Annotated in this window: 12 protein-coding genes; 6 read left to right on the top strand and 6 right to left on the bottom strand. The window is 37.0% G+C overall.

What is annotated here, in order from left to right; all coding sequences use genetic code 11:
• Positions 1–39 precede the first annotated feature (39 nt).
• A complete protein-coding gene (locus QWY93_RS16115; protein WP_290249437.1) occupies positions 40–1,206 on the top strand; it encodes a C40 family peptidase in 1,167 nt (388 codons plus the stop codon).
• 414 nt (positions 1,207–1,620) lie between these two features.
• Here QWY93_RS16115 and QWY93_RS16120 read toward each other — a convergent pair whose 3' ends face one another.
• Together QWY93_RS16120 and QWY93_RS16125 are read right to left on the bottom strand one after the other, a co-directional pair.
• Positions 1,621–2,790 carry a THUMP domain-containing class I SAM-dependent RNA methyltransferase gene (locus QWY93_RS16120; RefSeq protein WP_290249439.1) on the bottom strand — a complete coding sequence of 390 codons (1,170 nt, stop codon included), beginning with the start codon at positions 2,788–2,790 and terminating at the stop codon, positions 1,621–1,623.
• A gap of 301 nt (positions 2,791–3,091) precedes the next feature.
• On the bottom strand, positions 3,092–3,526 hold the full coding sequence (locus tag QWY93_RS16125; RefSeq protein ID WP_290249441.1) for a hypothetical protein: 435 nt from the start codon (positions 3,524–3,526) through the stop codon (positions 3,092–3,094).
• 393 nt (positions 3,527–3,919) lie between these two features.
• Between QWY93_RS16125 and mnmA the strand changes: the two genes are divergently transcribed.
• The 4 genes from mnmA (at position 3,920) to QWY93_RS16145 (ending at position 8,973) form a co-directional block, all read left to right on the top strand.
• Positions 3,920–5,131 (top strand): tRNA 2-thiouridine(34) synthase MnmA, encoded by a 1,212-nt coding sequence (gene mnmA / locus QWY93_RS16130; protein ID WP_290249443.1) that lies wholly within the window; start codon positions 3,920–3,922, stop codon positions 5,129–5,131.
• 247 nt (positions 5,132–5,378) lie between these two features.
• A complete protein-coding gene (locus QWY93_RS16135) occupies positions 5,379–5,900 on the top strand; it encodes a DUF2911 domain-containing protein (RefSeq protein ID WP_290249444.1) in 522 nt (173 codons plus the stop codon).
• A 158-nt stretch (positions 5,901–6,058) separates the two neighbouring features.
• Positions 6,059–8,542 (top strand): ATP-dependent helicase HrpB, encoded by a 2,484-nt coding sequence (gene hrpB / locus QWY93_RS16140; RefSeq protein ID WP_290249446.1) that lies wholly within the window; start codon positions 6,059–6,061, stop codon positions 8,540–8,542.
• Positions 8,543–8,748: 206 nt separating this feature from the next.
• The gene (locus QWY93_RS16145) at positions 8,749–8,973 is read left to right on the top strand and encodes a cold-shock protein (RefSeq protein WP_290249448.1); all 225 of its coding nucleotides are present in this window, start codon (positions 8,749–8,751) and stop codon (positions 8,971–8,973) included.
• Positions 8,974–9,579: 606 nt separating this feature from the next.
• Here the strand turns inward: QWY93_RS16145 and QWY93_RS16150 are convergent.
• Together QWY93_RS16150 and QWY93_RS16155 are read right to left on the bottom strand one after the other, a co-directional pair.
• Positions 9,580–10,188, bottom strand: a complete 609-nt coding sequence (locus tag QWY93_RS16150) for a hypothetical protein (RefSeq protein WP_379945411.1) — start codon at positions 10,186–10,188, stop codon at positions 9,580–9,582.
• Positions 10,189–10,303: 115 nt separating this feature from the next.
• Positions 10,304–10,828 (bottom strand): HEAT repeat domain-containing protein, encoded by a 525-nt coding sequence (locus QWY93_RS16155; protein ID WP_290249450.1) that lies wholly within the window; start codon positions 10,826–10,828, stop codon positions 10,304–10,306.
• Between the two features lie 81 nt (positions 10,829–10,909).
• Between QWY93_RS16155 and QWY93_RS16160 the strand changes: the two genes are divergently transcribed.
• A complete protein-coding gene (locus QWY93_RS16160) occupies positions 10,910–11,635 on the top strand; it encodes a hypothetical protein (protein ID WP_290249452.1) in 726 nt (241 codons plus the stop codon).
• 165 nt (positions 11,636–11,800) lie between these two features.
• On the opposite strand, the gene QWY93_RS16165 is transcribed toward QWY93_RS16160, so the two are convergent.
• Both QWY93_RS16165 and QWY93_RS16170 read right to left on the bottom strand, forming a co-directional pair.
• Entirely contained in the window at positions 11,801–12,760 is a 960-nt protein-coding gene (locus QWY93_RS16165; protein WP_290249455.1) for an aldo/keto reductase, read from the bottom strand.
• Between the two features lie 87 nt (positions 12,761–12,847).
• Complete coding sequence (locus QWY93_RS16170) at positions 12,848–13,048, bottom strand: dodecin family protein (RefSeq protein ID WP_290249456.1); 201 nt, start codon at positions 13,046–13,048, stop codon at positions 12,848–12,850.
• Positions 13,049–13,140: the final 92 nt, after the last annotated feature.

The following is a 13,140-nucleotide window of genomic DNA, read 5'->3' on the forward strand; positions in this document are numbered from 1 at the left end:
ATTGGTTATATTTAGGGATTATTTGAACGTGAATAAAAAATGAAAAACCATAATATCAGTTTCGTTTATTTGATTATTGGACTCCTTGTATTGGGCTCCTGTTCCTCTTCAAAAGAGGAACAGGTTTCCCCAATAATAGAAGAGTTAAAAAATGAATATGCTCCGGACAAACGAGTGGCTATTTTTGACTTGAAATTCGAAAATGGAATCCTTAAAGGAGAAACGGACCAGCTGAAAGGCCTTCAAGAACTAAAAGCCAAATTGGGAAATGAGGGTATAAAGTTTACCGATAAGGTTCGTATTCTTCCTTCTCAGGGTCTTGGAAACCAAACCCAAGCTTTAATCACCCTATCAGTTGCCAATCTTCGGAGCGAGCCACACCATTCCGCTGAGTTGTCCACCCAAGCAACATTGGGTACTCCCCTAAAAGTTTTAAAAGAAAAAGAAGGGTGGTATTTGGTACAAACACCAGATCAATACCTTGCTTGGGTTGATGAAGCTGGAATTGCCCTTTGCGATTCTTTAAAAATGAATAATTGGAAAGAATCTGAAAAAGTAATTTATACCACTACAACTGGCTTTGCTTTTAATGATAAAGAAGAAAGCGAAAAAATCAGTGATCTAGTAGCCGGTAATATTTTGCAATTGGCAAAAATAAGCCAGGATCATTTCGAAATAGTATTTCCTGATGGAAGGACCGGGTTTATTCCTAAATCTGAAGGTATGTTATTTCAAAATTGGATTAAGGGAGGAGAGCTTACCGATGAAAAATTAATTTCAACGGCCAAAACTATGATGGGGACCCCATACCTTTGGGGAGGCACATCCATTAAGGGGGTGGACTGTAGTGGTTTTACAAAGACCATATATTATTTAAATGGAAAAATTATTCCAAGAGATGCATCTCAGCAAGTTCGGGAAGGTTCATTGGTGGATACGCTAAAGAACTGGGAGAATCTTGAAGTTGGAGATTTATTATTCTTTGGCCAACCGGCTACCGAAACCTCAAAAGAAAAGGTGGTTCATGTAGGAATGTGGATTGGTAATCAATCATTTATTCATTCCAGGGGACGAGTTAGGATAAGCAGCTTTGACCCCAAAAGCCCTCTATTTGATGAAAAGGAACTTAACCGTTATTTGAAAACCAAAAGGTATCGAAATTCACCAAGTAAGGGTATCCAAAATGTACAAGAAATAGGAATATAATTTTCCCCGGGTCAATTTGAAAAAGATATAAAATGAGGAAATAATTCAGGGGTATACAGCGTTTAAATAACAAGAAAAAGAATCGCTTAAAGGTCTGAAAAAGAAAACGTTGCTCGTCATACCTTAATTCAATTTTTTTGGATTAAAGCCCTTTTCCTGATTTAGGAAAAGGGCTTTTTATTGATAAAGTTTAGTGAAATCCAATATTTCTCTCGACAGGCAGATTTCCTAGTCTTTCTGAAAATTAGGGAATTAGAGTTAATCCTTAAATCCTACCACACCAAATACCTCTAACTAATAGGACGAAAAAACTTTTTAATGAAATTCTTAAGTTTTTGCTCAAAACAAAATTACCTCTCCCTATTATCTCAATTTTCAATATTAAGGATGAAACTTTTATTTAATTAGGAAATTTTAGGACTTTATTTTTTTACTTCCCTTATAAAGTTCAAATTTCAACAACCGGCAGTCAATAGTTCCGTTGTAAAATTCTATTTTTCTTTTGGGCTTAAGGCCTATTCTTTTGGCTAAATTTTTATTTCCTGTAAAAATCAGCCCTGTATATCCAGGACATTTTTGTTTCATAAAATCACCAATCCTCCTATAAGTTTCCAGCAAAGCATCCTCCTCTCCCAGCCTTTCCCCATATTCTGGATTGAAAAACACTACCCCTTCATCAGCTTCCGGGACAGAGGTTTCTTCAAAGTCTCCCTCCTCAAATTGAATATGGTCGGCCACCTCTGCCGTTTTGGCATTTTCCTTACTGGCATATATGGCCCTTTCGCTGATGTCAGAAGCAATAAAATTGGCCGTGATATTATCATTTACCTTTGCCCTTAGTTCATCAAGCATATGTTGGTAAATTTCTTTATCAAAGCCCAAAATATGCATAAATGAGTAGTGATCTCTAAATAAACCAGGAAATCGGTTGGTAGCCATCAAAGCCGCCTCAATTACTAAAGTACCTACCCCACACATTGGATTCACAAAGGGTGATTCTGGATTCCATCCTCCTGCTAATATGGTTGAAGCAGCAAGATTTTCGGCCATGGGAGCTTTTCCCGGGATTTTTCGATAGCCTCTTTTTGCAAGTGTATCTCCATTGGTATTGATATAAAGAGAGGCTTGCGTTTCCCTCCAAAACATTTGAAATACAGCCCCATTGAATTCTGAGCCTGAATCCGGCCTTTGACCAGTTATTTCCCTAAACCGATCAACAATGGCATCTTTGATTTTAACATTAACAAATAAAGGATTGTCCACACTTTCATGTTCTACATGAGATACCACCGAAAAATAATCATCCTTTTTGATATAATTTTCCCAGGGAATCACTTTAACCCTTCTGTAAATATCCTTAGCATGATGTAGATAAAAAGATTTGATCTCAAAAAGTACATGGCTAGCGGTCCTTAGGTGCAGGTTTAAAAAAATACAATCATTTAAACTTGCTTTAATTTCAACTCCCGTGCGATGAACTAAGATTGGTTTAAAGCCTAAACCAATTAATTCCTCTTCTAAATAAGGAGCAAACCGGTCCTTACAGGTAACCATTACCTTTCCTTTTTCTTTAAAATCTATCATTTGACAAAATTAGGTGATTTGTTGGATTTATTTGATTTGTAAAATCAAATATGTAAACCCGAATCTCTGTCTGCAAACACTAATAATTAGAACAGGATCAACGAATCTGCTCTGGTGGGCAGATAAACGCAGATTGAAAGGAATTGTTGAACTCCATTTTTTTCACAGGTTTTCCTGATAAATTTTCCCTGCAATTTATTAAATGGATAACCAGTAATTAAAAGATCTATTCTTCTAAAATATCTAAAATAAAAAAAGGAACCCTCCAGGGCTCCTTCATAACATTTAACCACTAATTTATTTACCTGGGTTTGACATCGTTAATCCATTTGGCCAAAGTTTGGTAACCTATATGATGGTGATCAGCAAATTCTTCCGCACTGGCATTCTCTTCTTCCATGGCATACTCAAACCATTTTTCCAAAATTTCATCTTTATTATAAACTTTTTTGGGTAGGCCTTCAGCATTTAGGGCAATGGGTTTATGGCTATGATTTGTTCCCCCTACAAGGTCAATTAACTCTTGAAGGTCTTTTCTAAATGGGCCATCCAATAGGTCTATCCCCTTTTCTTTCAATTTTCCCAAGGCTTTGTGCCTCACATCTACTGGGGTTACCGGAATTCCTTTTTTTGCTGCTTCTTCCAATTTGAGCACTTTGCCTTTACTATCTACATAGATAAATTTTTCCTTGTTTTCTTTTATTATTTTAATGGCATCTTTAATTAGTTGTCGCATGTTCATAAGTTTTTCTTTTTCAATTTCAATTAGTTAGAACAATAAAATTATTGAGGCCCAATGGGAAAGATTCTTTCGAAGAATCTATAAAATCTTAATTTATTTTTATCTTTTCTTTATTTTTCAATACTTATATTTTTCTAAGTATTTATATTAATATAGGTATAATTTGGGATTCATAAAAATTAAAACCGGATTCATTGGGAAATATATTGATCCTAAATATTTCTTTCCTGTTAAGGAATTAATCTGGCCATTCCCTCTCTTGATGATTTTAATTAACTTTGCCTGCTAAAGAAAAACGGGATTGTTGAACTTAAAACACAGTAATTTTCGTTGCTAGAAAATAATTAAAACCTCATGGACCTTTAATCCATGAAAATAGATTAAAGTATGAATAAAAAGACCAGGGTCGTAGTTGGCCTCTCAGGTGGCGTGGACAGTTCCGTGACAGCCTACTTGCTTCAACAACAAGGATATGAAGTCATTGGGATGTTTATGAAAAACTGGCATGATGAATCCGTAACTATTTCCAACGAATGTCCTTGGATGGAAGATAGTACTGATGCCATGTTGGTAGCCGAAAAATTAGGAATTCCCTTTCAAGCTATTGATTTAAGTGAGGAATACCGGGAAAGAATTGTGGATTATATGTTTGCTGAATATGAAGCAGGCAGGACTCCTAATCCGGATGTTCTTTGTAACCGGGAAATTAAGTTTGATATTTTTTTAAAAGCAGCCCAAAAGTTAAAGGCCAATTATGTGGCCACCGGGCATTATTGCCAAAAAGGTGAAATTGAAGTAAATGGACATAAAGTATTCCAACTTCTTGCAGGTGCAGACCCCAACAAAGATCAAAGTTATTTTCTTTGCCAATTGACCCAAGATCAATTGGCAAAGGCGTTGTTTCCTATTGGCCATCTTCAAAAATTTGAAGTCAGACAAATTGCCAAGGAACAAGAATTAGTAACGGCTGATAAAAAGGATAGCCAGGGCCTTTGCTTTGTTGGAAAGGTAAGGTTACCCGAATTCCTTCAGCAACAATTAAAGCCCAAAAAAGGGCCAATTGTGGTTGTACCAGAAGATTTGCCAATTTATCAACATCAAAAAGTTCCTGCTGGGATGGCTCCTGAAGATTTGGACCAGGAAGCCCTTGAGCAAATATGTTTGCCGGTCCACTATCAAAAAGATCAGGGAAAAAAAATAGCTGAACATAATGGAGCCCATTATTTTACAGTGGGTCAAAGGAAAGGCCTGAATGTTGGAGGAACTGGGAAACCCTTATTTGTCATTGGTACGGATACTCAGGAAAACGTAATTTATACCGGTCTTGGAGAAGACCATCCTGGGTTGATGAGAAATGGCCTTTTCGTTCCTGCTAAGGATATCCATTGGATCAGGAAAGACCTGGAGTTGACTCCAGGTCAAAGCAAAAGGTATTTGGCAAGGATCCGTTACAGGCAGCCATTGAGCTGGGCTACCCTGATCATGAAGAAAAATGGTTTATATGTACTTTTCGAAAAGCCTCAAAAAGGAATAGCTTCAGGGCAGTTTGTTGCTTGGTATGATGGTGAAGAAAGTATTGGATCTGGAGTGATAGCATAGTCAAAAGGAAAAAAAAGAAGGTGACCAAATGGTCACCTTCTTTTTTTATGACTATCTATTTAAGAATACCCATATCCTTATAAGAAAAGGTGTTATGCTTAAGTGGTAATATCCATTTAAAATCAAATAAGACCATTAACCTTCCTAATGAAAATGGGAATAAAATTTTGCCGATTCCCCATTTATATCTCTAATGATTTCAATTGAATTTTAGGTATATTGTCGAAAACCTAAAAAAAAATAAACCATGAAAAAATTATCAGTTGCAAAGCTAATGATGTCAACCATCTTCGGCTTATTTATATGCATGAGCGTGATGGCCCAAGAAGAAAAGAAAATGGCCAGTCCTCCGGAATCTGTTGAAGGTGAAATCAATGGGGCAAAAATTTCAATCCATTACCATAGCCCATCTGTAAAAGGAAGGGAAATTTTTGGTGGTTTGGTACCCTATGGAAAAGTTTGGAGAGCCGGTGCGAATAACGCAACTACATTTGAAACTGATAAGGACCTTAAAATCCAAGGGGAAACCTTACCTGCCGGTAAATATAGCTTTTTCATACTCCCTGGTGAGGAAGAGTCAGTTTTTATCTTTAATACCGTTGCCAAACAATGGGGAGCATATGATTATGATGAATCCAAAGATGCATTAAGGGTAACTGTTCCTGTGGAAGAAATGGATGAAATGGAAGAAATGTTAGTTTATAAAATTGTTGATGATGGGATTGAAGTAAAATGGAATCATACCAAATTCAAAGCAATCATAGAATAAGCATACATTAAATCAGTATTTAAAATCCGACCCAAAGCTGGTCGGATTTTTTTTTATATCCCTCCTCTTTCTTTTACTTTTCAATTTAGGATTATACTTCAGGCCTATTGAATTCCAATTTTTCAAAGAGTACCTTTGAGCAAAAATCCTGAATACACTTGGCTTTTCATCCAAAAACAATTGACCTACCTGTAGTAGAAATTTTACCCCAGGCCCGGGAAAAACTATCAGACCATAATACCTTGATTTTAAATGCACCTCCTGGAGCAGGGAAAAGTACGGTCGTTCCTTTGGCCTTATTAGAGGAATTATGGTTGGCAGGAAAAAAAATTTTAATGTTGGAACCTAGAAGGTTAGCCGCAAAATCCATTGCAAAGAGGATGGCGGACTTATTGGGAGAAGACATTGGAAAAAATGTAGGTTTTCGGATTCGATTTGAAAATCAAACTACAAGTCAAACCCGTATTGAGGTGCTTACGGAAGGTATTCTTACAAGGATGATCCATAATGACAACGCATTGGAGGATGTTGGTTTGGTTATTTTTGATGAATTTCATGAGCGAAATATCCATGCGGATGTTGCTATGGCCTTGTGTAGAGAAGTCCAACAAATACTTAGACCTGACCTAAGGATATTGGTTATGTCGGCCACCTTAGATTTGCCCCTATTGTCCCAGTTATTAGAGGCACCTATAGTAGAAAGTAAAGGAAAGCAGTATCCTGTTAATATTATCCATACCCATGAAACGGATGAATGGTCAATTCCTGAATCCACGGCAAGTATAATTCAGACTGCTTGCACGGAACAGCATGGTGATATATTGGCATTTTTACCAGGGCAGGGTGAAATCAAAAAATGTGAGGACATCCTGAAAACCAAATTGCCCCAAATGGAAATTTGTCCCTTGTTTGGCCAACTTCCCCTTTATCAACAACAAAAAGCCATATTTCCCCACCCAAAGGGTAAAAGGAAAGTGGTCCTGGCTACCTCTATTGCAGAAACCAGTTTGACCATTGAAGGTATCCATACGGTGGTGGATTCCGGATTTGGCCGTTCCTCCCTTTTTGATCCTCGTTCAGGACTTTCAAGGTTGGTAACAACTCCCATAACCAAAGATGCTGCAGACCAAAGAGCTGGGAGAGCGGGGCGTTTGGGACCAGGCACTTGCTATAGGCTTTGGACCAGGGCTACTGAAGACAGGATGAAACCATTTAGAGTTCCGGAAATCCTTGAGGCAGATTTAGCCTCTTTATTTTTGGACCTGGTTCAATGGGGAATTGATGATATAAATAAAATGACTTGGCTAACCCCCCCTCCCCAAGGAGCACTAAACCAAGCCAGGGAATTGTTGGAAGAATTAGGAGCCATTTCGGAGGGTAAAATCACCTCCCATGGGAAGCTGATTAGGGATTTACCTTGCCATCCCAGAATAGCCCATATGTTAATCAAAGCTAAAGGACTAGGTAAACTGCCTTTGGCCACTGATATTGCTGCCCTTTTGGATGAAAGAGATCCTCTGGATAAGGAAATGGGGACTGATTTTAACCTTAGGTTGGAAGCTTTACGTAGACATCGTGATCAAAAAAGGAAAGGGAAAAAATTGGCCAAAATCGAAATGGTAGCAGGAAACTATCGAAAACTTTTTAGGATCGAAATAGAGAATGTTTCCTTTGATCACTTGGATACCGGTTTATTATTGACCTATGCCTACCCAGAGAGGATTGCCCATGCAAGACCTGGTAATAATGCCCAATTTCAATTGACCAATGGAAAATTGGCGATGATGTCCCATTTGGATCACCTTGCCCATGAACCTTGGATTTGTATTTCCCATATTGACGCAAGGGATGGGATGGGAAAAATTTTTATGGCTGCCCCTTTAGATCCAGAATACCTCGCACCGATGGTTAAAGAACAAGAGGTAGTCAATTGGGAAACCCATAAGGGTGGTTTTATTGCAGAAAAACAATGGCGAATCGGTCACATTGTTTTGAAGAAAAAGCCCCTTAAACATTTTGATCCTTCCCTTAAGGAAAAGGCAATTTACAAAGCCATACAAAATGAAGGTGAAAGGTTATTAAACTTTGACAAAGAGGTGGAACAATTCCAAAACAGGATCAACAGCTTGCGAATATGGAGGCCTGATGAAAATTGGCCAGACCTGAGTTCCGGGGCAATTACAAAAAAACCGGATATGTTAATTCCTTATATTCAAGGAATTGAGAAACCGGAAGATTTAAAAAAACTGGATCTTAAAAAAATATTGTTTCATGATTTACCATTTGAATTGCAAAACCAACTTGAAGTACTAGCTCCGGAAAAAATTAAAGTCCCCTCTGGATCCCGGGTAAAAATCAAATATTCCCAGGATGGCGAGCTACCAGTATTAGAGGTTCGGCTTCAGGAGGTTTTTGGGTTATTGGACAGCCCAAAAGTAAATGAAGGAAATACCCCATTAATGGTGCATTTATTATCCCCAGGCTTTAAACCGGTACAGATCACAGGTGATTTGAGGAGTTTCTGGGAAAATGCCTATTTTGAAGTTAAAAAGGAGTTAAAAAGAAGGTATCCAAAACACCAATGGCCGGAAAACCCCTTGGAAGCAGAAGCAGTCCGGGGAGTAAAAAGAAGAGGGAAATAAACGGCAATAAATTAGTTTCCCATCACAATTTTATTGACCTTTGTTTAACTCATTCAAGCCAACCCCCTTCTAATCCAATTATTTTCTATTTCCAGGTTTATTCCCTGTCAAATGGAATGTAATTATCCTTTTCTCTCAATATTTACCGAAGAGGATTTTATTAGTGGGATAATTTGCCTTGAAAATTCTGAACTTAAACAATATATATGGGAAGATCCAATAACAGTTTCATTAAAAAACAGAAGGCAGATAGAAAAGCCAAGAAGAAAAAGGAAAAATTTGAAAACAAGCTAGAGAGAAAGCAACAGGAATCCAGTGGTAAATTGGAAGATATGATTGCTTATGTGGATGAATTCGGCAATATCACCGATACTCCTCCGGAGCCTACTGATGATAAAGCTGAAGGGAAGAAAAATAAACCCAATTCCTAATTTTTAAAAGGGCTTGATACCGTATTATTTTAAGGGCACTAGGAAATATAGATCAATCCATGGTCATCTTGATCAAGATGTACTTTTTTTCTATGAAGGCCACCCCACTAGTTGCTGATTATAAGGAAAATAACTTTAAAAAATAATTATTGAATACTTGGATTTTTAATGAAAAAACTTCCTTAAATTTCCTAAAGAAAATCTTATAATCACCTTACCTCTTTTTTAAAGGTCCAACTTAAAAAGAGTTCCCAGGCGACTATTTAGAGCTTCTATAAGTTCATGTTTTATTTAATTTCTATCGTCATGTCAAAGGATAAAGGGGTAAAAAAGAAATGGCCAAAAAGGAACCAGTAAAAAGCCTGAAGGAAAAAAGATTGGCTAAAAAAGCCAAGCAAGAAGCTAAAAAGAAAGAAGGATAATTTACCTTTTATATTGGAATGACACCTTGGAAACTGGGTGTCGTTTTTAGTTTACTGCCCTTAGGTTTTCCAAAGAATATGGATTAAAGGAAAATTTGTTTTTAAAAAATTATCTATGATGAATCCAAGCCTGGTTGGAAACCCAAATTCCCATTTCTTAGGGGACAGGTTCACGGACTTTTCCTTATTTTTCACCATCACCAAATTTCTTTGGGGGAGTGATCATTATGTGAGCACGGTGTGTACCTGGATCCATTATCCAGGGCATTCCAGGAGCTTCCGGTTTTAATGGAAGACCAGTGCTTTCCACTGTTGCAAATGGAATGTAAACCACATAGCGAAAATAAGAATTTGTTATTTCTCCTGTCAAAGGATCATAATTTTCCTTTGGAGCTGTAAGGACATACAAAGTAGCCCCATCTTGCGGCATATTTAGTATTCCTTCCTTCACCTCCTTCTCCCTGATTTCAAAAATTTCCTGAAAAGATTTCCCCTCTTTTTTCAACTCTCTCCCTCTTTCCATAAAAGGTTCCAAGTCTTTATGATAACAAACCACATTAAACCCTTCCTTCTCAGGGTCATCTGCAATGCAAATCATTTCATTAGAACCTTCCCTGATAACCTTTAATTCCCCATTTGAATTATAACCATAAACCAAAGCATTTTCCCTGCTATATTCAGGCGCAGCCAATACGGCTGTTTTAATTTGGACTGAGGTAGAAGGATAGTGATTTTGGGCCTTTATCGGAAGAATTTGGCCCATCACCAACAAAAACAGGAAGACTTTCAACATCATTTTTTGGGTTTAAATCTTTAAGAATTTAAACCCAATTTACAATTCTTTCACCTCAATTTCAGGAAAATAGCCCAATAAATGCGATTAAAACCCCTCCTATTATAATGAAGGTTTATTCCTCAAACATGGCTTTCAAATCTCCCAATATAGATTCTACTTCCTGTTTTTTTATTTCATAAGTATGATCATGGTTACAATTATGCTGAAAATGTTTCCAATGCTTTTCTGCTTTTCTGATAACCCTTGGAGTGATATCAAACTCGGTGTAATCCAAATAATTTTTAGCCAAAAATGAGGTCTTAAAATTGCCAAACAAATACAACCTAAGGATATCAACAAATTTTTGGCTCAAATCAAATCCTTCCAGGTATTGAACAAAAATTCCATTTTTGTCCTTATTTGCTGGTGAATGGATGATTTCCATTAATGGTTCCAAAGCTTCCTGATTATTTTCCATCTGGGAGAGGGCTCTTACAGCTAAATAGGCATCCTCAATGTCCTCCCCTTTTAAAATTTCAATTAATTTCTCCAATACCTCCTTTGTCCCGATTTGAGACAATTTATCAGCATACAGGAAGGCATCTTCATCAGCTTTATTACACATATTTTGGATCAATTGATCGATTGATTCGGCCATCTTTCTTTAGTTTTTTGGTAATTTGCCAAATATACAAGTTAATCACCAAGGGCCGGAAAATAGGTTTTTTAAATTTTAATAATGGAACAACGGCTAATTACACAAAGGCATTGCAAAAAAATACTTGCTCATATCAAGTACAACCAAATTCCATTTGATTATCAAGACAATAAGCATCAAATGAGTTTTTTTGATGGCCAGAGGGAATTGCTAAGATTAAGACTTCCAATTAGCCTGCCCCCTCCTGAAGAATACTTTGAAAATCCGGATGAAATGGTCAATTATGTTTTGGTGATAATCCGGTCTGGTCTGGCAAGTGTGGGGTATTTTGAAAATGGAGAAAACCTTGACCACAAGGTTTTTAGGGCTTATATGGTTAGAAAAAAACAAGGAAAAAGCCAGATCAAACACCTCAAGACAAAGGGGAAATCAAGAGCGGGGTCCAGGGTAAGGCTTGGGGAAACTTTGGAGTTTTTTGAACAAATAAATAAAAGGTTACAGGATTATTTTTTGGAAAACCGTATTGATAAGATTGGAATAAGTTGTTCGACCACCCTTATTCCGTTTTGGTTCAATTCAAAAATTAGTCCCCCATTTGAAAAAGGGGATTCCAGGATTTTAAAGATTCCCAAACATATTCAACAACCTACTTACGAAGCCCTTTTGGATGCCAATAATTTTTTATTAAATGCAGAGCTAAAGAGCCATCAAGAAGGCCTCTCCATTTTTAATGAATGGTTGAAAATGGAACAAGAAAATGATCAAGATGAGGAAAATGATGAGGATATTGATGAGGATAATTGGTAAAAGGAAATCTTCATTTGCCCATCGGGATTGATTAGGTCAACCTTTATTGATTTTGTTTTTGCAGGGATCTTTGCAGATAAATAAAGGAAAAAATAGAATTTTAAAGAAAATAGGCGCAGAAATTACTGCGCCTGCTATTGGATTTTAATATTTAATATTTGTTCTTTAGGTGTATTCCTCCCAAAAATCTGACTTAGAATAAGGGCTATTAAAAGCAGTCCAGAGTTCCCCTGTGGTAAACCGGTATGGTCCTTCCAATTGATTTAATAAGGCTAATTCAGATTCATTAAGTTTAAGGTTAATAGCGTCAAAATTTTCCTTTAAACGATGTGGATTTACTGATTTAGGAATCACAGCTGTTCCTCTCGCCATTCCCCACGCCAGTACCACTTGGGCAGGTGTTGCTTGATGTCTTTGGGCAATATCAAGGACGGTGGTGTTTTCAAGAAGTAAGGGTAATTTCAGGTCCTCTTCCGAATGCACCCGATAGGCAGCTCCTAAGGGTGCATAAGCAGTAAGGTGGATACCTTTTTCCTTGCAATATCCTACCAATTCATATTGGGGTAAAAAAGGATGCATTTCAATTTGATTCATTTCAGGAGCAATTGTGGCCGACTCCATCAAATCATGAAGCTTTTGGATTTTAAAATTGGATACTCCAATGTGTTTTACCAGTCCCTTTTCTTTTGCCTCTTCCATTTTTTTCCAGGTTTTGGATAATGGGGCCTGGTCAAGGGTCAAGAAATCTCCCGTACCTTCAGGAAAATCCACCCCTTTTTTCAAAGCAAGGGGCCAATGTACCAAATAGAGGTCCAAATAATCCAATTGTAAATCCTTGAGGGTATTTTCCAAGGCTGAAAAAACCTGATGCTCCTCATGAGAGTCATTCCAAAGTTTAGAAGTAATCCAAAGTTCCTCCCTTTTAACCAAACCATCCTTAAAAGCTTTGGCCAATGCCTCTCCTATTTCCTTTTCATTTTTATAAATGTAGGCACAATCAATATGCCTATACCCTATTTTAATGGCTTCGATTACGGCTTTAAAGACCTCTCCCGGCTCAGATTGCCAGGTTCCCAGGCCCAAAATGGGCATTTGGTCACCGTTTTTAAAGTTTAAAGTTTTCATATGTCTGATTAAGGGTATAAAATAATTGATCCCTTGAAAAGAGCATCATAAAGCTTTTTCAAGGGATCAACTAATTTAGAAAATAACTTAACTTATTTCAAAAGAAATTTTTGCATTCACACCATAGGAAACAATCTGGTTATTTTCCACCTTGGCGTTCATATTTTCAACATTAATAGATTTGATATTTTTTACGGTTTTGGAAGCATCTGTTAACGCATTTTTTACCGCATCATCAAAACTTTTGTCCGAATGGGCAATGACTTCAATTACTTTTACAATAGACATAGGCTTTTAAATTTTGGGTTCTAAAATTATTAAAAGTGAAATTGGGCATAACTCCCTGGTAAGGAATCAATTTAATAAATTTTCACCAGTAT

It is taken from the genome of Echinicola jeungdonensis (assembly GCF_030409905.1).
Lineage (GTDB): Bacteria > Bacteroidota > Bacteroidia > Cytophagales > Cyclobacteriaceae > Echinicola > Echinicola jeungdonensis.